The sequence below is a fragment of the Amphibacillus sp. Q70 genome, from assembly GCF_052055485.1.
In the GTDB taxonomy this organism is placed as follows: Bacteria; Bacillota; Bacilli; order Bacillales; family Amphibacillaceae; genus Amphibacillus.
The window spans coordinates 3,218,562-3,241,271 of record NZ_CP197171.1 but is presented as its reverse complement, the minus strand read 5'-3'; the positions used below and the strand labels follow the sequence as shown (position 1 = coordinate 3,241,271).

Below are 22,710 nucleotides of genomic sequence, written 5' to 3'. Positions count from 1 at the left end.
CAGTTATTAAATGAACGATTTATTAATTTAGCTTTATGATTTAAATGAAAATAAACCGAGTGCAATCAACTTTAGTACGGATTGCATTCGGTTTTATTATTCTTCTTGATAAGGTTAAGTATGGCATCATTGTAACCCATTTTTTTAAAGTAGCTGTATTTAGTTTAAGTGTTTCTGAATTTCTGCTCCTAGGTCTCTAGTTGTTAACTTGAACCATAATCATGCTGAAATGGTCGCCCAGATGATCTGTTTATTTAAAGAAATTTCGTGTTTGCAACATGGCATTATCCGTCATAATGGGTTTACCATATTCAAAAATTTGTTCTGGAGAGACAACAGTAGCAGTAGAGTATTCTGATAATAAAGCGATTAAATCTTCCTTGATGTGTTCGTCTAGCAGGCTTTCAGGAAAATACAAATAATAATGGTCTTGATAGAAATAAATTGCCCCAGAGTTAATATTTAGTCGTTCTGCAATTTTAGCAAATTGAATGATGTCTTCGAAATCCTCAAATAAATAAAGTAACGATTTTCTTTCTGAAAGTGTCACTTGCATTTCGATATAGTCATCCTCTTCTTCATTCTCATCCTCTAAATCTTCTTGAGTTACGATAATTAACATGCCCTGTGCCTGTATCATGTAAACCTGCACCGTCAATACGCCAGACAACTCAATATCCAGTTCATCACTTGCTTCAATCATCATGTCATGAAATTGAATTTGCATACCAGGTAGGTTCTCTAACATTAAGTCATCTGCTAATCCTCGTTCAACTAAATCATCAAATGTTAAAAAAATTTTAAATTTATTGGCTGAAATTCTTTCTAATCGCATGTCAATCACCTCCACTTATTATATGATGCCCCAATAAAATGGAATGACATCTTTCAACCATTATATGATACTCTTTCTAAAATTGAAACTCAGAAGCCTGATAAAACTTTTGACATATTGAAGATTTGCTGTAAATGATCTGAGTATTTTGTGTATAAAAAGTAAACTTTTATAAAAGCTAATGAGTAACTAATGAATATTAGGATAACTCAGGAGGCGATTAAATGAAAAGTATGATTGTAAAGTGTTTAATTACATTAACGATAATTACAGGTATAAGCTTTAATCATTGGCATGAATCACAGGCATTTAGTCCGCAGGTTATTCAACATGGTGCAACCGGAGAGGATGTCGTTGAACTTCAAGCAAGACTACAATATCTTGGTTTTTTTAATAGTCAAATCGATGGGGTATTTGGTTGGGGAACATATTGGGCGTTACGAAATTTTCAGTATGAGTTTGGCATGGAGATTGATGGTTTAGCGGGAAAAGAGGCTAAGGATAAATTAGTCCAAAATAGTGACTATGATAAGGAATTTGTTCGAAAAAATATTGATGCAGGTAATTCCTTTACGCATTATGGTGGTATGGATTTAGAAGACCAAGTTAAACAAGGTTCCTCTAAATCACAGCCAAAAGCAGAGGAAGCGCCTCAACAACAAAATCAAGCGGAATCAGATCAAAGTACTGATCAAGGAACTGACCAAGGCACAGATCAAGAGTCACAAACAGCTGATGATCAGACCTCAGTAACTGAAGCACCAATTGAACCGACCTCGGTAAATATTCCGAATGGTTTTTCACAAAATGATATTCGCTTAATGGCTCAAGCTGTTTATGGTGAGGCACGTGGTGAACCCTATGAAGGACAAGTTGCTGTTGCTGCAGTCATTTTAAATCGGATTCAAAGTCCAATATTTCCAGACACGGTTTCTAGCGTGATTTATGAACCCTTAGCTTTTACAGCGGTAGCTGATGGGCAAATCTATTTAGAACCAGATGAAACATCACAAAGAGCTGTACTTGATGCGATAAATGGCTGGGATCCAACAGGTGAAGCTATTTATTATTTTAATCCAGATACAGCAACAAGTAACTGGATTTGGTCACGACCGCAAATTAAAAGAATTGGTAAACACATTTTTTGCTATTAAAAAGGAGGGATTTGCATGAAAAGATGGATTATTATTACGATACTTTCAATCGGTTTAATTTCAACTGGGATCTGGGGTTATCGCCAATTTACTGAAAAAGAATCAGTAATGGTTCATGCAGAAAATAATTATCAACGTGCATTTCATGATTTAACATATCATGTTGATCTTTTATATGACAAGATTGGAACAACACTAGCATTAAATACCAAAGATACCTTATCACCTCAAATGCTAGATATATGGCAATTAACTTCGCAGGCTCAAAGTGATGTAAGCCAATTGCCATTAGGTTTATTACCGTTTAGTAAAACAGAAAGTTTTTTAGCCGATATCGGAGAATTCACATATCACGTAGCGATACGTGATCTTGATAATGAACCTCTATCAGATGATGAAACAGACCGTTTATCTTCATTATATGAATCGGCTAATGAGATTCGAAAAGAACTGAGGACAGTCCAACATAAGGTTTTTGATGACCAGCTTAGATGGGTCGATGTTGAACTTGCCCTAGCGAACAATGATCGAGAGCAACCTAATCATATTATTGATGGTTTCACAGCAGTAGAAGAATACACGTCTGGTTTTAACGAATCCCACTTTCATAACTTATCATCAGATTTCCCATCACAGCAAGAGTCCTTCCAATTTGTTGATGGTGAGTCTATATCTGAAGAAGAAGTGAGTGACTTGATCAGGGAGCAATTTGATTTAACAGAGGAATTAGAGATCGATTTACAAAAAAGTGGAGAAGGTGCACAATTAGATACCTATAGTGGGTCTTTTACACATGATGATCAACAAGGTTATGTAGAAATTACAGAAAAGGGCGGACATGTTTTATCCTATATGATTAGCCGTGATTTATCAGAGGCAGAGATAAGCTTACATGATGCAGAACAGAAGGCTAATCAGCTTTTAAAGGAACAAGGTTTTGATGATGTTAAACGCTTGCGCTCTAGTCAATATGATCACACAGGTCTATTTCAATATGCTGTTAGTCAGGATGATGTCTGGATTTATCCAGATCAAATTATGGTCAAAGTGGCTTTAGATACTGGAGATATTATTGGCTTTAGTGCAACTGATTTTTATCGGAATCATCGTGAAAGAGAGATAGAAGAGCCAGAGCTATCCCTCGATGAGGCAAGTGATCATGTGAGCTCGGCATTAAATATTGAGGACCAACATTTAGCCATTGTTGAAGATGAAGCGGGCAATGAAGTTCTTGCCTATGCTTTCTTTGGTACCCTTGATCAAGACACCTATCGGATTTTTATTGATGCCAATACGGGCAATGAAGTATTTGTTGAGTTAATGCATGATGTTGAGAGTAAATGGGATTAAAATAAAAATATAGACAGAAAACTTTGCTGTAAGAGGAAGAAAGCATCCATAATGACAAAAGGGGTGCTTTTTCCTATTTAATTTAATATATTACCTTGCCTATTTACTGTATTGTTTGTCATAATATAATTAGTTATATTTGTGGAGGTGAAAGTTTTAATGGTTAAGATAGGTACGATGTTAACATTAGAGTATGACCATGAACAAGAGGAAATCCAACGATTCAGATGTCGTATTGTCGAACAAAAGGGAGCGATTCTTTACATAGATTATCCAATTAATACCCAAACAGGTCGAACTGATTATTTTCCTAAAGGAACCTTTTTCTCTGCTTATTTTGTGGGAAAAGATCAAGCAGTATATAAATTTCATACTGAAATTGTCGATCGCAAAAGAGAAAAAGTACCGATGTTATTATTGCGTTTTGATCAAAATGAACTTAAAAAGGTACAACGCAGAGAATATGTAAGAGTTGATGCAAATCTAGATGTTGCCATTAGTGATCCTAATGATGAAGAAAAAGAGTTCACAACAGTTACGAAAGATGTAAGTGGTGGAGGTATTTCTGTTATCCTCCCAGAAGGTATTCAAATAGAACCTACTACAGCTTTAGATTTGGTCATTGTTCTATGCTCAAAAGATGATGAAATTGATTATATTTTTGCTCGAGCAGAGGTGATTCGAACATATGAGAAGACAAAAGAAAGTAAAAAAATATTATCAATGAAGTTTATCAATATTTATGAACGTGACCGCCAGCTTATGATTCAGTATTGTTTTGAAACACAGCTTAAAGAACGCAGACAATTATTATCAAGATAAGCTTTTGTTTAGAATGAATGTAGAGTGAGAGGAAGACGAATCCATGAAACATGAAGGAATAGCTATTGCAATAGATGGTCCGGCAGCTGCTGGTAAGAGTACTGTTGCTAAAAAAATAGCAAATAAATTAAATTATATATACATAGATACAGGAGCCATGTATCGTGCCATTACATTAAAGGCAATAGAACAGAAAGTTGATATTAATGACGAAGAGGCTCTTTATCAATTATTACTTGAAACGAGAATTAAACTGATTCAGTCCAATCAGGAGCAAAGAGTCATTCTTGATGATCTTGATGTAACGGAGAAAATAAGAAGTGAAGCCGTAACTAATCGTGTATCAGCTGTGGCCAAACATCGACTGGTTCGTCAAGTGATGGTTAATCATCAACGGGAACTGGCAAAAGAAAGCAATGTTGTGATGGATGGCAGAGATATTGGTAGCCATGTCATTCCAGAAGCTGAAGTAAAAATTTTCCTTATTGCATCAGTTGATGAGCGTGCAGAACGTCGTTGTAAAGAAAATATGGCAAAGGGTTATCAAACCAATCTTGAACAATTAAAAAAGGAAATCGCAGCTAGAGATAAGCTTGATATGGAAAGAAAAGAATCGCCATTAATAAAAGCTGATGATGCGATTGAATTAGATACGACGTCTTTAAGTATTGATCAAGTTGTTGAAAAAATACTGAAGATTATTGAGCGCAAAGGAGAGAAGTAGATGTCTTTTTATCGATTTGCCAAAAATCTTGTTTGGTATCTATTAAAACCGCTTTATCGGATGGAGGTGATTGGTAAAGAGCATATTCCTGAAAGTGGCCCCGTTATTATTTGTTCTAACCATATTTCTAACTTTGATCCACCAATTGTTGGGGGAGCTGCGACTAGAGATATTCATTTTCTAGCAAAGGAAGAATTATTTGAAAAGAGATGGTTAAATAAATTATTAACACATTTAAATGTTTTTCCAATCAAACGAGGGATGAAAGATCGTCAAGCATTAAGACATGCTTTAAATCTTCTTAAAGATGGGAAAGCTCTAGGAATATTTCCGGAGGGGACAAGAAGTAAGACAGGTGAATTAAGAGAAGGCTTATCAGGAATTGGCTTTTTTGCTCTTCGATCAGATGCAATTGTCGTTCCATGTGTTATAATGGGACCATACAAAATTGGTCGTAAATTAAAAGTTGTTTTTGGTTCTCCAGTTGAAATGACTTCATTACGCGAACAAAAAGCATCTGCTAAAGAAGCAACAGATAAAATTATGGACGAATTAAAGCATTTATTAAAAACTAATTCTTAAATATAAACGATATGACTTGACAAATTCGTTTAAATGTTAGAAGTTAGAAAAAGATAGTTATATTTTTTGTTGTAAATTGAAGGAGGCTCTTTTTATGGATGAAATGAATAAAGAAGTATCAGAACTAAAAGAATTAACTGTAGGTGAACAGGTGACAGGTAAAGTCGTTAAAGTAGAAGATAAGCAAGTTCTAGTAGATATTGGTTGGAAAACAGATGGTATCGTTCCGATCAATGAATTATCGAATCTTCATATCGAAACAGCTGGTGAGATCGTTAATATCGATGATGAATTAACATTAAAGATAAAGAAGATAACTGATGATGAAGTTATCTTATCAAAACAAGCTGTTGATACTGAACAAGCATGGAACGATTTAGAAGATAAATTAGAAACTGGTGAAGTATTTGAAGCCACTGTTAAAGAGATTGTTAAAGGTGGTTTGGTCGTTGATGTTGGTGTCAGAGGTTTTGTTCCAGCTTCATTAGTAGAAACCCATTTTGTTGATGATTTTTCTAATTATTTAGATACAACACTTAGTTTAAAAGTGGTTGAACTTGATCAAACGAAAAACCGTGTGATTCTTTCTCATCGAGCGGTCGTTGAAGCGGAAGAAGAAGTGAAAAAAGAAGAACTGCTCGCTAACCTACAAGAAGGACAAGTTGTTGAAGGAAAAGTTGCCAGAATCACTGATTTTGGTGTCTTTGTTGATTTAGGTGGTATTGATGGTCTTGTTCATATTTCTGAATTAGCCCATGAGCATGTTGAGCATGCAAATGATGTTGTAAAAGAAGATGAGTTAATAAAGGTTAAAATTCTTTCCATTGATCCAGAGTCTGAACGTATTTCATTATCAGTTAAAGCTACTTTACCAGGACCATGGGAAAATGTTGAAAGTAAACTGTCTCCAGGTGACGTTGTTGAAGGTGTTGTCAAACGATTAGTCCATTTTGGGGCATTTGTTGAGGTACTTCCTAGAGTTGAAGGCTTAGTTCATATTTCACAAATTTCAACTGAACACATTGGTACACCGCAAGAGGTTTTAGAAGTTGACCAAAAGGTTCAAGTGAAAGTCCTTGATGTTAATGAAGCAGACAAACGTATTTCACTAAGTATTAAGGAAATAGAAATTGAAAAAAATCAACAAGAGTTAAAATCGTATGAAAAAGAAGACGACGAGGCAGGCTTTTCATTTAGTGATGTGATTGGTGATCAATTAGATAAATTTAAAGAATAAAACATTAAAATATAGCTCTATACAATAAATAGCGTTGGTGGGTTTAAAATAAAACTCACTGACGCTATTTAACGTACAACCTTTATTCGCCATATGGGTGTTCAAATAAAGATGAAAAGACCCCGAACCGAAAAGTTTAAGATGGCATCGTTTTGAGTAGATGGTTTTTCATGAAGAAAAAGTTTTGTCACTTTCCAGAAACCGAATGGATTGCATTTGGATACATGAGTAAAGAAAAAACAAGCCAAAAAGCCCGTAAAATATGGTACCTTCGACGTTTGACACAGGCGGTGATATTTTTTAACGGACTTTTTGGGCATTCTCTATAAAGATAAATTGAATTATATATTTAAAAAAACAATATCTTTGAAATCGGATAAGCTTGATGCATTTTTCATTATTTCAAAGACATTTTGATTCTCAAATAAAGATAGTATGGAGTCATTTATCGTTAAAAATACTTCCTTATCGAGTTTGTTAACAGCTATAAGCAAGACAACGTTTACAATATTATCTCCCCAAGTAATTCCTCTCTTACTAATTGCGATACCAATTTTGGTTTGTAGGGCATTCATATGCACAGAATGGGGGATGGCGACTTGTCCAAAGGATGTAGAAGAAGCATTCTCTCTTTCGAAAACATCTGCTTTGAAAGAATCTGAAACAAAGCCCATCTCTTCCATTTTATCGCAAATTGTTTCAATAACCTTATTTTTAGAAATATTTTCGACCGTAAAGAATAACTCTTCATTAAAATATTTTTCAAAGTTGTTGAAGATCAGTTCATTTTTCTTCGCTTGTTGTGTTTCATGTATTTTTTCGTGAATCTCCTTTTTTTGCTTATCAAGTTGAAATGGAGAAATCAATACAGATGGATAATAATTATTTCGCTCATCTTCCATAACGGTAATCAGTAAATCAAAAGCATAATTATCTACTTCTTCAAAACTGGATATGATGGCTTCAATGGATATATCATTAGCAAATTCCAACAACAATTGATTGTAGATCTTTTTTTCAAGACCTAAATAATCTGGACACAGTAGGATACATTTTAATTTATTCGTTGTTGAATTTTGTCGGTCAATTTCTGTTCCAATATGAAGAAAAATAAAAGCGACTTCATCCTCTTTTATGTCTATGTTATAGATGTCAGAAAGTCTTAATGATATAAAGATTGCTATATCATAGATAATCGGCCAATCACGTTTTATTTTTTCTAAAAAGGGATTTTTATTATGTTTTTTTAAAGAAGCTCTAGTCACCAAAGACCTAATATGTAAGCCAAAAGGAACGGTAAAACTTTCATGGTTTAAATCAATCGAATATAGGTCGGAAACTTCATCAATTATTTCATAAACTGTATTTAGATACTCCGAACCAATCACCTTTTTCAATTGCTTATAATTGGAATCAATCAGATAATTAACATTTGTTTTAAAGAGGATATAAATTTCATTTCTTTCATAAGCATTTAAGCGAATTGAAAAATCTTCTTCAATCCTTTCCGATAGCTTTTCAATCAAGGCTAATTCTTCTGTATTTTCCGTCATGATTTCACGAATTTCTGAAAGATAGTGTCCTTTTTTTACCCTATCGATAAGAATAGAGAAGTGTAACAACAAGTTCATATAAGAGAAATTATTTAAATTATAATTGTCTTTTTTAAAAAAATCATTAATAATATTGGTTATTTTCCCAATATCCTCTTCTCCAAATGATTCCTTTAATGTATTTAATTCAAGAACACGGTTATTGGTTTCCTTAAAAATGACACTAGATAATAAAGAACGCTTATCCTTTTCGGCTCCTTTTATTTGCACAATATCATTTTGAGTAGAAAAACGAACATTAAAAATCTGAAAAGTAGTGTTCATTTTTGCAAGATCAGCTTTAAAAGTAGAGTAGCTGATAAACCATTCATCACAAAGATCAAAAACGTTTGGATTTTTGTGTTCGACTAGTATTTTTTTGATAATATAAAAAGCTCTTTCCGAGTAATTCTGTGGAAAAGAATGCTGTTTACCTAAGAAAGAGAGTGCGTCTTGTTTGTTAATTAAATAACCTTTATTAGAAGAGTGAATGATCTTCTTGTCGGTCATTAAATTAATATCTTTGATATATGTTTTAACCGTTCGAATAGAAATATCTAAAAATTTAGCCAATTCAGAAGCAGTGCAAGAAGATTGTTGCTCCAGTAAATAAAACATTAACCTTTTTTTCTTGTCTACCATAATATCATCCCTACTTTGAAATATATATTTAACTTATAATTAAACCGGTTGATCATTCAACTTGTCAATTGCACGATGGGGTGAAATATCTTTGTTTTTCTTTTTTCACGCTACCGTGCAAAAGAGAAGTGGAGGCGTTTCAAATTTCAATTCATAATGGAGTCATCAAATAGAAAAGGAGAGATTCATCATAGAAAGCTTAAAAATCTTATTATGTTGTGGCGCAGGTCTGTCCAGTGGGTTTTTAGCCCAAAAAACAAGAAAAGCAGCAAAGAAGAGGGGGATAGATGTACAAGTACAGGCGAAAAGTGAAACGGAAGCCGTCTCACACTTACCAACAATAGATGTTTTGTTATTAGGTCCACATTTTGAGGCTTATAAGGATAAGTTTACTGAATTAGCTAAACCGTTAAATGTATTGGTAGATGTCATTCCACAAAAAATTTACGGTACCTTAGATGGTGATAAGTTATTAGATTTCGCCTTTGAACTTAAAGAAAAGAGTTAGTTCAGAATAGGCAAGTATTTTCGGTGAGATTTATAAATGTGTCTTAAGACGACTAAAACATTCACCATTGAGTGGCCTACATTTAAAATGATAACAAAGTTTTCCTAAATAAGTTGGAAAGATACTAGTTAAAATTAAATCTGTAATAAATGTCAATGAATAAATTTATTAGGTTATTCTTTAATATTTAGTAAATGTGCTAAAGAAATGATCATCTAATTTAACTATAACAGCTAATCAAAATCTTTTATCACATTCCTTTATTAGTATGGAGAATGTGATGAAAACTTAATCAAGCTACTTTATAGGTTCTTTCAAGTTCTTTTGAGAAGCTCACAATGATTTTTGATCAAACATTATTGTGGGTAGGAAAGAGTACAGACTTTTGAAAATAAAAGAAATAAAAGGAGGTAGGAAAAATTGAAAACTTTTATGAACTGGTTAACTAATTCATTTGCTCCAACAGTAAATAAATTCACACAAAAACCCTGGGTGGCAGCTTTATCAACCACTATGAGGAAAATTATTCCGTTTATTTTAACAGGATCACTCATTTTCCTATATAACGTTGTACGTTCTTATATAGATGCTTTACCTGATTTAGGTAGAATTGCTGATTTCACTTTTGGCATGTTAGGAGTGATAACTGCATTTATACTGGCAAATCAGGCTATGGAAGAGTTAGGACGCATAAATTATACGGTAAATGCAGGTTTAACAGCTGTTGCAGTTTTTCTTCTGTTTACTAGTCCTATCATTAATGATAACGGCATGATGACAGTTGAATTCGCTCGCTTGGGTCCTATGGGCATTTTAGCGGGGATTATCGCAGGTTATTTAGTCGCTATTATTTTTAACCTGGTTGGAAAAATGAACTTATTAAGCGAATCTAGTTTACCGGATTTTGTAATTGGATGGATTCATAATATTATTCCAATCTTTGTTTCAATTGGAATAGCCGCATTATTAAGTTTTAGATTTAATTTAGATATTTTTGATTTGATTCTTGATGCATTTTCACCAATTCAGACTTTTGGTCAAACTTTACCAGGGTTTATTTTAATAATATTTATGATGTCTTTCTTTTACAGCATAGGGATGTCTAGTTGGGTGACGAACGGTGTTATAACACCAATTTTCATGGCAGGTATAGTTGCTAATATAGAACTTGTCTCACAAGGTTTAGATCCAGTAAATATCGTAACAAGGGAAACAGTATTTACAGCTGGCCTTATTACAATGGGGGGAATTGGCGCTACCTTAACGTTAAATTTATTAATGCTTTTCTCTAAATCAAAAGATTTAAAAACAATAGGCAAGCTCACGATCATACCGTCTATTTTTAATATTAACGAACCGATTGTATATAGTGCACCTGTCGTTTTGAATCCACTACTGATGGTACCCATGTGGATTAACGCTATTACGGGACCAACAGTGGTGTATCTTGCAATGAGAAGTAATCTTTTGAATATTCCAGCTCAAATGATCCAAGTGGGACAAATTCCTGATCCCTTTGCAAGTGTCATGATTACAGAAGATTTTCGCGCAGTATTCTTTTTTATTCTTCTATTTGGAATATACCTTGTCACTTGGTATCCATTCTTTAAAGTATATGAAAAACAAAAATTGCAGGAAGAAGCAGAACAAACAACTGAAGGATTAGTAGGATAAAGTAAAACTTCATTTAGTGGGGGTAAGCCTATCCAATCTGGATCATGTCAATGTATCCGGTGGGACGAGTAATTGCACTGACGGAGTATTTACACCGCAAGAATAAGTATGTATCTAGCTTATTTTGAGTTTCAGTCCCAGACGTAGCGGTTTTAGTCTACCTCCACTATCCTAGAGAATAAGAGCTAAGTATGTGACGCCTTAGGCAAGAATGACTCACCCTACAAAAAAAGAATTGTCGCGACACTTTTGTGACCTATAAACCTATAGGTCTGAACCAATCGGGTCGTTATTAGTTGTTGAATCTCTTGCTTAGAAAAAACTATTTCCTTATTTATTAGAGTGGGAGTTTTAAGAGGCATAGGACGTGGCAGTGCCGACAATGTGATGGGACGAATAACCACAGTTTACACTGTGATAAATAAGGTGAAGAAACATAAATTAAAGGGATGGGTGGATAAATATGTCAAATTCAGACAAAATAGTAGATGAAGAAAATGAATTAAATTCTGTTGCTATGCAAATCATCTTACATGCAGGAAATGCAAGAGCATTGGCTGATGAAGCATTTAAATTAGCAAAAGAAGAAGATTTTAAGGCTGCTTATGAAAAAATTAATGAAGCAAATTCAAATGGAATTTTAAAAGCACATCGTTCTCAAACGAGAATTATCCAAGATGAGGCACGAGGAATTAAACATGAACCTTCTTTATTATTCAATCATGCACAAGACCATTTGATGACAATTATGTCGGAAATACGTCTGATGAAACAGATAATTGAGTTATATGAATTAACGGTGAGTAAAAGATAATAAATAATGATAAATAGTGAGAGAGAAAAATATAAACAATAAGGGAGAGATTCATAATGAATAATGTTAAATATAATTTTCCAAAGGGTTTTCTATGGGGAGGAGCAACAGCGGCTTGTCAAATAGAAGGTGCTTATGATGTAGATGGCAGAGGGCTTTCAACATCTGATATTCACAAATATAATTCAACTTTGGATCGAAAAAAATACCGAAGTAAATTGGTTGAAAACGAGCATACGAGTGAGACTTTGGCAAAGGCAGTAACTGACAAGGAAGGCTACTATCCTAAGAGACATGGGAATGGGTTCTATTATCGATATAAGGAAGACATTGCGTTAATGAAAGAAATGGGATTTAATAGTTTTAGATTTTCAATTGCTTGGCCGAGGATTTTTCCAAATGGAGACGAGCTTGAACCCAATCAAAAAGGACTTGAATTCTATGATAAAGTTATTAATGAAGTAGTAAATGCTGGTATGGAACCGATTGTGACTATGTTCCATTATGATATTCCACTTCATTTATTAACCGAATATGGAGGATTCCGTAACCCTAAGCTTATCGAGTTTATGACTCGTTATGGAAAAGTATTGCTAGATCGGTATGGAGATAAAGTTAAATGTTGGATTCCGTTTAATCAAACTAATTTGATTCAATATAACTCATTTAAATCTGTAGGAATTTTAAGAGATAAAACGGACAACCTTGTAGAAGATCAGTATCAAGCCATTCATCATCAATTTATCATCAATGCAAAATTAAAACAATATGCCAAAAAGCTTAATCCAGAGATTAAAATTGGTATCATGCTGGCTGACTGTACCTATTATCCACATACTTGTAAGCCAGAGGATATTGTTTTTGCAATGAAAAGAATCCGGATGCAATATTTCTACGCAGATGTTCAGTTAAGGGGAGAATATCCAAGACATATGTTTAGATATTTTAAAGAAAATAACATTAATATTAATATTAGTGAAGAAGATAAAATAATTATAAAAGAAAACACGTTAGACTTCCTAGCGCTTTCTTACTATTATTCTAGAACACTTGATTCAGAGAAAAATACAATGGACCCGGCTACTATTAGTGAAAACCCTTATTTAGAAGCAAACGCCTGGGGTTGGACGATCGATCCATTAGGTCTTTATCACTCTTTAAGTCAATATTGGGCTCGTTATCAAAAACCAATCATGATTGCAGAAAACGGCTTTGGTTATGAGGATGTTTTTGAAGATGGTACAGTTCATGATGATTATAGAATTGATTATTTGCGACAACATATCCAAGCAGTTGGTGAGGCTGTTAAGGATGGGGTAGATATCTTCGCTTACTTACCTTGGGGACCGATTGATTTAGTCAGTTCTGGTACAGCAGAAATGAGTAAAAGATATGGTTTTGTCTATGTAGATTTGGATGATTTCGGTAAAGGTACAGGCGACCGGTTTAAAAAAGATTCGTTTTATTGGTATCAAAAAGTGATCGCAAGCAATGGTGCAGACTTGTGATTCGCTGATAATTAAACAGTCATTTTAAATGAAGGAAAAATATCGTGACCGATTACTAGGGTTTAACATTAGGAATATGATTTTAAAGAGCTTTATTTTAAACAAATATTGTAAAAATTTTATTTACCAACATTATTTGCCGAAAACAGAGCTATTGCACAATGAAGTATATATTGTGCAATAGCTTTTCTCTTTGTCAGTATTGAAACTATGATTGAACCATTCTTTTCAACTTTTTGGCTTGCCATTTCACTCAAAGTACTGGATTGATAGGTTCTATTCGACATTTTGGCTTGGGACCTTGATTGAAATAATTGATAGAAGGGGGCTATCTGTCATTTTAATTTGTAATTTTTATTAAAAAGCATGATAGAAGGTCTCTATCCGACATTTTAATTTGGAATTTCGTTTGAAATGCGTGATAGAGAGTCTCTATCCGACATTTTGGCTTAAATAATCGATCGAAATACTGAATAGGTGTGCTCTACTCCGTTTTTCTAGCTGGGAGTTAAGACTGTGAACGGGCTTTGATATTCAAACAAAGGATTGCCGTGCGATCGATTAGATTATCCAAAAAGATGTACATCATACATTTTGCAACAGCTTCTTTTTTGGTTTAGTAATTGAAAATAATAGCCATACTGAGATAGCAAGTGGAGGGATGAGAATGGTTTATTATTGGTTTAGTTGGTTAGGTATCATTTTTTTTAGTTTTTTCTCAACATATCACATCACAGTCAAAAGACTCATAGTGATTGGTTTAATGTTTAATGTTATTTTGATTAACTTTCATATTCAGGTTGATCATTTAACCTTTACTTTACCCTATCTATATTGCTTAGCCATTTTTTGGTTAATCACTATAATGAAATCGACAAATTATTTTAATTATTATCTGCTCTTTTGTTTAATTATAATGTATGTCGGCTTTCGTTATTTATTTATTACAAGTCCGATTTGGGTATTAGCTAATGAGTTTTTCTTGATTGCTCTTGTTTTCATGTGTATTCTACTTATTTTTGTTAGAGCATACAAAGAACGAATAATACTTCTTGTGACTTCATGTCTTACAGGGGAATGGCTATTTGCCTACAATGTTCAAAAACTTAATTGGCACATAATTGTCGGAGATGCTGCGCTATTTAGCTCACTTTATTTAGTGATCTTCCTTATGATCCTTTTTCACCTGCTCACATTTAGCTATAAAGTAACTTAAAGTTGCAAGGTCATTGCGTTATCTGTTCTTTTATGGAAGATAAAGACTCAAGTAGTCTCAGGGGGGCAGGACCAATGGGACAGAGGAGTTGGATATGTTCAGTACACCAGTGTGTCGACCCCTCTATTGGTTAATCGTCATCTTGAATGTTGATAACCCTTGACCTGCCACTTCAAATGTCTGTAGAAATGAAGGGAAGGGGTATTCATCATTCGAAAATGATCAGTTCTATTCCGTAAACCATTTAGGTGGCTTATTAGTGATAAAATCATGGGTATCGATTATATGCTTCGTTCTCTCTTTCACATATGCTAAATTTCCCATCGAATAACCGCCAATTTGGCTGGCATGTTGATTCAGTGCAACGAACAAGTTGTATTTTTTCCAGAACTCGTCAGGGATACTGCAAGCAAAATATCCCATCACTTGACCTTTAGCAAAATGGATACTTGTTTGCACTGTATATTTAGGCAGTTTAAAAAATTCTTCAAATGGATCTCCCCAATCGAATGAGTCGAAATCAATAATACCAGCTATCTTTTGATTCTTTATAATGATATTTTGCGGATGAAAATCGTCATGTTGGAAGCAAACAGGACTATTTTTTAGCAGGTGTATATGCTCATTGATATAATTTTCTACAAATTTCTGTTGATAGAAAGTAAGACCTAACCTTTTACAGGTCGCTCTTTTATTTTGATATTTATTTAATCGCTTTTTGTACCCATTAAATGAAGTCTCTGGAGTCATTAAATGTATTTTCCTTAACTCTTTTCCAGCTTGTAATCCTATCTTATATTGTGAATCTTCTGTTAATGTTGGCAAAACTATATCGCCACTTGTCCCTTCTAGATAAGATAAAATCAAATAACATATCTGTTCGGTCTTATTAAAATTAAATATGATTGCTTTTGGGCATAACACGTTATTTTCATAATGTTTATTTAATAACTTAAATTGCTGTTTAATTCTATCCTTTTTCTTAAGATCGTAGATTTTCAAAAGATATAATGGTTTTCTCTCAGCAGAATAAAGTTTATATTTCTTTGCGGAGGAATAGCCTGATTTTAGCTCTTCATAGCTATCAACAGATAATTGATTAGAGGTGATAATTTCTTTTATATTAATCATTGGGTCTCCTTTTGTAAAACTTTTGTTTATGCCGTTAAGCGGTTTCTTTAAATTTAATATATTTTGCAACAAAAAGCTATTCAGCCTTTTGCTATTGTCTTATCTTATGAATATCAACCCATTATACACTCAATTGTTATCTCATTTTATCATGAATATCGACTTTAAAATATCTAAGTAATATAGAACAATGTAAGAATTGCACATGTGTAGTTAATAATTTTGCGACTAAAGATGAGAAAATGATAGAATAAATAGAAGGGAGACTGTAAAAATGGCAAAACTAACAATTAATCAGCTGCAAGAGTATTTATGATTAAAATAGGGTGATAAGGTACGTTTGACAAACTTGTTTATCACAGATAATCGTCCGTAAAACTCGGGGCACCGGAACCATATGCATGACCTACATCCTGTAGGTCCAACTCCCACTGATTGAAGTTTTGTTATCCTTCTAATCGTGAAAAAACACATGAATATTTCGGATCAATCTGGGAATGCTCAATGTAGAAAACAGCTTAATTTTGTTGCTTGAAATGGTCAAAAAGCTTGTTATTTACATACATCTGCTCCAATTGTTAGTAGGGGAAGGAGACTTTACATATGAATTTAACTTATATTAAGAAATTATTCTACATTTTATTTGGCTCGATGACGTTAGGGTTGGCTATATTGGGTATTTTTCTGCCAATCTTGCCGACGACGCCCTTTTTATTAGTGAGTGCTTTTTTTTATTTGCGTAGCTCAAAGCGATTATATCATTGGTTAATCAATCATAAAGTATTTGGCAAGTATATCCATGATTATATTAAGTATAAGGCAATTCCAGTAAAAACAAAGATCAGTGCCATTGTCATTCTTTGGTTATCGATGATAATCTCTATTATCATTGTACCTCATATTTATTTGAAAGTTATGCTAACTCTAATTGCGACTGTGGTGACGATCTATTTATTGACACTAAAAACAGTACCACAGCAAACAGCAATTGAGGAAAGTTAGTCCATGCATATATTTTATATTAGACAGTCATGTGCATTAAAATGGCTGTCTTTTCTTTTTATAAACGGTAGAACATTCAAAGCAAACTTTAAAAAATATTCTTTGAAGCATGTGAAAAGAAGAATTATAGCCAATTTCTTATTTTTTTGTGAAAGTCTCGATAAACCCAGATTTAAAAAGTTCATGATCAGAAAAGATTGTTTAAAATGCATAGTTTTGCTAAACTATATAAGTTAGAGAGAAGCATTTTATAGCTGAACTTAGTAAATTATAGAAAGGATGACCCTTTCATGCGGAAATCTGTTGTAGCAATAGTTGGACGTCCAAACGTTGGGAAATCAACTATTTTTAACCGACTTGTCGGAGAAAGAATTTCAATCGTAGATGATATACCTGGCGTAACACGAGATCGAATTTATTCTAAAGTTGAATGGTTAACAACTGAATTTAATTTAATTGATACAGGTGGAATAGAATTGGGTGATGAACCCCTGCTTGTTCAAATGAGAGAACAAGCTGATATTGCGATTAATGAAGCAGATGTTATTATTTTTATTGTCAATGGCAGGGATGGGATCACAGCAGCTGATGAAGAAGTTGCTAAGATTCTTTATAAATCAAATAAACCAGTTGTTTTAGCTGTTAATAAAGTTGATAATCCTGAAATGAGAGAAGAGATTTATGAATTCTATAGTCTTGGTTTTGGTGAGCCTTATCCGATATCTGGGACTCACGGGTTAGGTTTAGGTGATATGCTTGACCAAGTCCTTCACCTATTTCCAAAATTCGAGGAAGACCCTGCAGATGATGATGCCTTATATTTTAGTGTGATTGGTCGTCCCAATGTTGGTAAGTCCTCACTTGTCAATGCGATTTTGCAGCAAGATCGTGTTATTGTAAGTAATATTGCTGGCACAACTCGTGATGCGATCGATTCACCCTTTGTATTTGATGGACAGGATTTTGTAATCATTGATACAGCTGGGATGAGAAAGCGCGGCAAGATTTATGAATCAACTGAACGTTATAGTATTTTGCGTGCTTTAAAAGCAATAGAACGTTCTGATGTTGTCTTAGCTTTAATTGATGCAGAGACAGGCATTATCGAGCAAGATAAAAAAATTGCCGGTTATGCTCATCAATATGGTAAGGCAGTCGTAATCGTTGTTAATAAGTGGGATACTATTGATTCAGATCACAAAGCTATGAAAAAGTTTGAAGATCAAATTCGGGCACATTTTTTATTTTTAGATTATGCGCCAATCGTTTTTCTTTCAGCTTTAACGAGTAAACGAATTCATACATTAATGCCAAAAGTTCGTCTTGTCAGTGAGAATCATGCAAAACGTATAGAAACAAGTATTCTCAACGATGTGATTATGGATGCTGTTGCACTTAATCCGACACCAACGATAAATGGAAGAAGATTGAAGATTCTATATGCCACACAAGTGGCAGTTAAACCACCAACATTTGTTGTGTTTGTTAATGATCCAGAACTGATGCATTTTTCGTATCAACGCTTTTTAGAAAATAGAATCCGAGAAGCATTCGGCTTTGAAGGTACACCCATTAAAATATTTGCTAGAAAACGCAGCTAAGGAGATGAAGATATGGAGAAGATCGCTGTATTAGGTGCTGGAAGCTGGGGAACAGCTTTAGCGATTGTTTTAAATGAAAATGGTCATGATGTCCGTTTGTGGACACATTTAGAGCAGCATGCCAAAGAAATTAATCAAACCCATCGTAATACAACTTATCTCAAGGATGTTATCATTCCTGAACAATTAAAAGCTTATAGTAATCTTGAACAAGCTTTAGCAGATGTATCAGCTGTTATTTTTGTCTTACCAACTGAAGCCATTCGTTCAGTCTGTCAACAAGTCAAAGCAGTTCTTAAACATAAGGTAACCATTGTTCATGGAACGAAGGGAATTGAGCCAGAAACCTTTAAACGTGTGTCTGAGATGATCGAGGAAGAGCTTCCAAACGATCTTTATGATGAAATTGTTATTTTATCTGGTCCAAGTCATGCTGAAGAGGTGAGTGTTGGACACCCAACAACGGTAACAGCCTCTTCAAAATCAAATCAAGCTGCATTACACGCTCAAAACTTATTCATGAATGACCGCTTCCGCGTTTATTCAAATAATGATGTGGTTGGTGTTGAATTAGGGGGATCTTTAAAAAATATTATTGCTCTTGGGGCTGGAATCTCTGATGGTTTAGGTTTTGGTGATAATGCAAAAGCAGCCCTTGTGACAAGAGGATTAGCTGAAATCGCAAGATTAGGAACAGTCATGGGAGCGGACCCGCTTACTTTTATTGGTTTAACGGGAATTGGTGATTTAATTGTGACCTCGACAAGTCGCCATAGTCGTAATTGGAATGCTGGATACAAGCTTGCTAAAGGACAATCCTTAGAACACGTTTTAACAGATATGAATATGGTGGTAGAGGGTGTCAGGACAACGAAAGCCGCTTACCATCTGGGAAAAAGTAAGGGAATCGAGATGCCAATCACCTTTGGTATTTATAAGATCTTATTTGAGAATGCGAATCCACGTGAAGTTGTTGAACAATTAATGACTCGAACGAAACGACATGAAGTAGATGAAGTGCATGCTATGCTGAAACAGTATTACAGTCAATAATAAAGATGAACAGGTTAACCCCTTCTTGCATATAGTATCTTGAAAATGTTAAGCAAGGAGGAAACTAGGTGAGTGACAACCAAAAAGGTATTTTTAATCAAATTAAAAATAAAGCAAATATAAAACCTGATGACATTTTTAATGTGGCAAATTCAGTTCAAAACGCTGATTTTACTGATGAAGCAACGGTAAGAGATCTTGTAAAGCAGTTAAGCCAAATGGCTAATAAGCCGATTTCAAAAGAAAAAGAAGATAAACTTGTTCAAACCATTACCCAAAATAAAATCCCGAAAGACATCAATACTTTAGGACAGCAATTTAAAAAGTAGTATGGTTGGGTGTTTGTTTATACATCAAGCAATCCACTGCATAAAATATTATGCACAGTACTCACATTAAAGTTGCTCCTGGGTATTAATCTTAGTCAGGCCGAGTTAGAATGCCCCTTCTATCTCGGCTTTATTTATCACAGATAACCGTCCGTAAAACTCGGGGCAACAATGGGTTTCGATGGGGCGAGTAACCGCAAATCTCTACGGTGGGGCGAGTAATCGCAGTCCCAGTCCCACGACGTTGGTCACGCAGGCGTTACCACACGATGTGGTGGTTTTAGCCTGTGGTCCTTCGAATAAAAGAAAGAAGTAAGTTGATTTAGCTAGGCGGGAGATCAGGTGAGCTAATGTCCTGAATCACTCAACTAAACAATCAGTGGGAGAAGAGCGAAAACTAATGTTGTCAGCTTAAGCCAAGTAATCGATCAAGAGGGTGGAACAAAAAGATTTATTCATGAACAAACAGAATATGGATATAGAGGGACCCCTCTCTGCAGAAGAGATGCTTTCCTCTTGATAGTTGTGACTTGATCATTTTTTAATGGGTCTTTTCGTCTAACTTTTTCCATAATTAATAGAAGTGACTACTCTAAGTAGATATCAGCAACAGCTGAGATGAGATGAACATTCACTAGAAAGTGTGTGGTCCATTGTTTTTGAATGATTGAACACGCTCCATTTTGCATGAGAAAGTAGATGATAAAAAAGTTGAGACAAAAAACGAGTAGGTCATTCAGAAATTGAACCCTACGTAATCAGAGCGTAGGAAATATACGTAGACTCCTCGAAAATAAAAGGCAATTTTCTTCGTGCGATGTCTCGCTGACGTAGCTTTCCTTGTCCTGTGGGAAAGCGCCGTGTGAAGACCCCACAGAAAAAGTGTACTTCTTTTTCGAAGAGGCTGAGGACAAGCCCACGGAAAGCGAAGTATATTTCCAAAGCGGTCGTACTAACCTGACAACATTGGAGCGAAAATCCCACTGATTGAAGTTTCGTTTTATCTATTCATTAAATATTAAATAGAGCATATATCTCTGATAATAGGGTAAAAAATAATAATCTGAGAAATAATCATAAATCAACTGTCATAATCCATTGGGACAACATCATAGACTCATAGTGTCAATAGATCGCACTTTGCGATGTCGAAGGAGACCGGGAGGGGATTATGTGGAAAAAGTAGATCTTTTTAAAGATATTTCAAAACGCACAAATGGTGATATTTATCTTGGTGTAGTCGGTGCGGTTCGCACGGGAAAATCAACCTTCATTAAAAAATTTATGGAGAATGTGGTCATACCAAATATGGAGGATGAAGAAGAGCGGAACAGGACTCAAGATGAGCTGCCACAAAGTTCAGCTGGAAGAACGATTATGACAACGGAACCTAAATTTGTTCCGAACCAAGCTGTCCAACTAGAAGTTGATGAAGGGTTAGCAGTCAATGTCAGATTGGTCGATTGTGTAGGCTATACAATTGATAGTGCACAAGGTTTTGAAGATGAAAATGGTCCAAGAATGATTCATACGCCATGGTATGAAGAACCGATTCCGTTTAATGAAGCAGCGGAAATTGGTACAAGGAAAGTGATTCAAGAGCATTCAACAATAGGAGTTGTTGTAACCTCTGATGGAACAATTGGAGATATACCAAGAGAGGATTATCTTGAAGCAGAGTCACGAATTGTAGAGGAACTAAAAGAGGTTGGAAAACCATTTATTATGATTCTCAATTCGACAAAACCGTATCATCAAGATACTGAATTGTTAAGACAATCACTTAATGAACAGTATGACATTCCAGTTATTGCAATGAGTGCAGAAGGAATGAATCAAGAAGATGCTTATAATACTTTAAGGGAAGCCTTGTATGAGTTCCCAGTACTTGAAGTCAATGTTAATTTACCAAGTTGGGTGATGGTATTAAATGAAGAACACTGGCTCAGAATAAGCTATCAGGAGGCAATCCAAGAGACCGTTAAGGATATTAAACGATTACGTGATGTGGACCGTGTGGTAGGTAATTTTGCTGAATACGACTATATTGAAAATGCAAAAATTAATGGAATGGACATGGGAGAAGGAGTCGCAGAAATAGACTTAGATGCTCCAAATCATTTATATGATCAAGTATTAAAAGAAATTGTTGGTGAAGAAATTACTGGGAAAGACCATTTGCTAGAATTAATGCAAGACTTTGCAAAAGCCAAAAAAGAATATGATCAAATTGCAGATGCATTGACAATGGTCAAACAAACAGGCTATGGCGTTGCTGCACCAACTGTAAATGATATGACACTAGACGAACCCGAAATCATTCGTCAGGGCTCTCGCTTTGGTGTTAGATTGAAAGCTATTGCTCCATCTATCCACATGATCAAAGTGGACGTAGAATCAGAATTTTCACCGATCATTGGGACAGAGAAGCAAAGTGAGGAACTGGTGCGATACTTAATGCAAGACTTTGAAGATGATCCACTTTCAATTTGGCAATCAGATATTTTTGGTCGATCATTAAGTTCAATTGTTCGTGAGGGAATTCAAGGCAAGTTAACATTAATGCCTGAGAATGTCCGCCATAAGTTAAAAGATACATTAGAAAAAATTATAAATGAAGGATCTGGCGGAATGATCGCCATCATACTATAACGACTTGAAAATCAAGTCGTTTTTTATTTTTGTCAAAAGTTGCATTATAAGATTAGCTATGTTACGATTTAAATGTTGAAAGCTTGATTTGACAAGCTTTCATATCGAGTTTAAAGCAAAAAAACATGGTTTTTTAATTTAGATATTTTAAACAAAATTAAATAATCTTGTATTTTTTGTTGAATTTGTGGGAAAAGTCGTTTATTATAAGCTTTGTCACCTAATAAATTGGTGATACGAAGTATAGAAACAAGAGATTTTGTGAACAAATGGATTAACACCAT

Annotated in this window: 20 protein-coding genes; 17 read left to right on the top strand and 3 right to left on the bottom strand. The window is 34.5% G+C overall.

Going from position 1 to position 22,710, the window contains the following annotated elements; translation table 11 throughout:
• The first annotated feature begins 44 nt into the window (after positions 1–44).
• Positions 45–200 carry a hypothetical protein gene (locus tag ACS127_RS14580; RefSeq protein WP_440895756.1) on the top strand — a complete coding sequence of 52 codons (156 nt, stop codon included), beginning with the start codon at positions 45–47 and terminating at the stop codon, positions 198–200.
• 50 nt (positions 201–250) lie between these two features.
• Here ACS127_RS14580 and ACS127_RS14575 read toward each other — a convergent pair whose 3' ends face one another.
• Positions 251–835 (bottom strand): adaptor protein MecA, encoded by a 585-nt coding sequence (locus ACS127_RS14575; RefSeq protein WP_440895755.1) that lies wholly within the window; start codon positions 833–835, stop codon positions 251–253.
• A gap of 224 nt (positions 836–1,059) precedes the next feature.
• Here ACS127_RS14575 and sleB point away from each other — a divergent pair, with 224 nt between their 5' ends.
• From sleB to rpsA, 6 genes are all read left to right on the top strand, one after another.
• A complete protein-coding gene (gene sleB, locus ACS127_RS14570; protein ID WP_440895754.1) occupies positions 1,060–1,989 on the top strand; it encodes a spore cortex-lytic enzyme in 930 nt (309 codons plus the stop codon).
• Between the two features lie 15 nt (positions 1,990–2,004).
• The gene (gene ypeB / locus ACS127_RS14565) at positions 2,005–3,339 is read left to right on the top strand and encodes a germination protein YpeB (RefSeq protein WP_440895753.1); all 1,335 of its coding nucleotides are present in this window, start codon (positions 2,005–2,007) and stop codon (positions 3,337–3,339) included.
• Positions 3,340–3,498: 159 nt separating this feature from the next.
• Positions 3,499–4,161, top strand: coding sequence for a flagellar brake protein (locus ACS127_RS14560; protein ID WP_440895752.1), 663 nt, complete (start codon positions 3,499–3,501; stop codon positions 4,159–4,161).
• Positions 4,162–4,204: 43 nt separating this feature from the next.
• The gene (cmk, locus tag ACS127_RS14555; RefSeq protein ID WP_440895751.1) at positions 4,205–4,885 is read left to right on the top strand and encodes a (d)CMP kinase; all 681 of its coding nucleotides are present in this window, start codon (positions 4,205–4,207) and stop codon (positions 4,883–4,885) included.
• Entirely contained in the window at positions 4,886–5,467 is a 582-nt protein-coding gene (locus tag ACS127_RS14550) for a lysophospholipid acyltransferase family protein (RefSeq protein WP_440895750.1), read from the top strand.
• 94 nt (positions 5,468–5,561) lie between these two features.
• On the top strand, positions 5,562–6,704 hold the full coding sequence (gene rpsA, locus ACS127_RS14545; protein ID WP_440895749.1) for a 30S ribosomal protein S1: 1,143 nt from the start codon (positions 5,562–5,564) through the stop codon (positions 6,702–6,704).
• 341 nt (positions 6,705–7,045) lie between these two features.
• Here the strand turns inward: rpsA and ACS127_RS14540 are convergent, their stop codons facing one another.
• Positions 7,046–8,938, bottom strand: coding sequence for a BglG family transcription antiterminator (locus ACS127_RS14540; protein WP_440895748.1), 1,893 nt, complete (start codon positions 8,936–8,938; stop codon positions 7,046–7,048).
• Positions 8,939–9,107: 169 nt separating this feature from the next.
• On the opposite strand from ACS127_RS14540, the gene ACS127_RS14535 reads away from it, so the two are divergent.
• The 5 genes from ACS127_RS14535 to ACS127_RS14515 all read left to right on the top strand — a co-directional run bounded on the left by ACS127_RS14535 (position 9,108) and on the right by ACS127_RS14515 (position 14,658).
• Positions 9,108–9,446 (top strand): PTS sugar transporter subunit IIB, encoded by a 339-nt coding sequence (locus ACS127_RS14535; RefSeq protein WP_440898153.1) that lies wholly within the window; start codon positions 9,108–9,110, stop codon positions 9,444–9,446.
• Positions 9,447–9,866: 420 nt separating this feature from the next.
• Positions 9,867–11,120: a PTS sugar transporter subunit IIC gene (locus tag ACS127_RS14530; RefSeq protein WP_440895747.1), complete on the top strand. Its 1,254-nt coding sequence runs from the start codon at positions 9,867–9,869 to the stop codon at positions 11,118–11,120.
• Positions 11,121–11,583: 463 nt separating this feature from the next.
• The gene (locus tag ACS127_RS14525) at positions 11,584–11,934 is read left to right on the top strand and encodes a PTS lactose/cellobiose transporter subunit IIA (protein ID WP_440895746.1); all 351 of its coding nucleotides are present in this window, start codon (positions 11,584–11,586) and stop codon (positions 11,932–11,934) included.
• Between the two features lie 56 nt (positions 11,935–11,990).
• Positions 11,991–13,442, top strand: coding sequence for a glycoside hydrolase family 1 protein (locus ACS127_RS14520; RefSeq protein ID WP_440895745.1), 1,452 nt, complete (start codon positions 11,991–11,993; stop codon positions 13,440–13,442).
• Positions 13,443–14,109: 667 nt separating this feature from the next.
• On the top strand, positions 14,110–14,658 hold the full coding sequence (locus ACS127_RS14515; RefSeq protein WP_440895744.1) for a YphA family membrane protein: 549 nt from the start codon (positions 14,110–14,112) through the stop codon (positions 14,656–14,658).
• Between the two features lie 228 nt (positions 14,659–14,886).
• Here the strand turns inward: ACS127_RS14515 and ACS127_RS14510 are convergent, their stop codons facing one another.
• Positions 14,887–15,858: an aminoglycoside phosphotransferase family protein gene (locus ACS127_RS14510; RefSeq protein WP_440895743.1), complete on the bottom strand. Its 972-nt coding sequence runs from the start codon at positions 15,856–15,858 to the stop codon at positions 14,887–14,889.
• 534 nt (positions 15,859–16,392) lie between these two features.
• Here ACS127_RS14510 and ACS127_RS14505 point away from each other — a divergent pair.
• The 5 genes from ACS127_RS14505 to spoIVA all read left to right on the top strand — a co-directional run bounded on the left by ACS127_RS14505 (position 16,393) and on the right by spoIVA (position 22,426).
• Entirely contained in the window at positions 16,393–16,791 is a 399-nt protein-coding gene (locus ACS127_RS14505; protein WP_440895742.1) for a YbaN family protein, read from the top strand.
• A gap of 290 nt (positions 16,792–17,081) precedes the next feature.
• Positions 17,082–18,392 (top strand): ribosome biogenesis GTPase Der, encoded by a 1,311-nt coding sequence (der, locus tag ACS127_RS14500; protein WP_440895741.1) that lies wholly within the window; start codon positions 17,082–17,084, stop codon positions 18,390–18,392.
• 12 nt (positions 18,393–18,404) lie between these two features.
• The gene (locus tag ACS127_RS14495; protein ID WP_440895740.1) at positions 18,405–19,445 is read left to right on the top strand and encodes an NAD(P)H-dependent glycerol-3-phosphate dehydrogenase; all 1,041 of its coding nucleotides are present in this window, start codon (positions 18,405–18,407) and stop codon (positions 19,443–19,445) included.
• 68 nt (positions 19,446–19,513) lie between these two features.
• Positions 19,514–19,774, top strand: coding sequence for a stage VI sporulation protein F (locus ACS127_RS14490; protein WP_440895739.1), 261 nt, complete (start codon positions 19,514–19,516; stop codon positions 19,772–19,774).
• Positions 19,775–20,947: 1,173 nt separating this feature from the next.
• Positions 20,948–22,426 carry a stage IV sporulation protein A gene (gene spoIVA, locus ACS127_RS14485; protein ID WP_440895738.1) on the top strand — a complete coding sequence of 493 codons (1,479 nt, stop codon included), beginning with the start codon at positions 20,948–20,950 and terminating at the stop codon, positions 22,424–22,426.
• Positions 22,427–22,710: the final 284 nt, after the last annotated feature.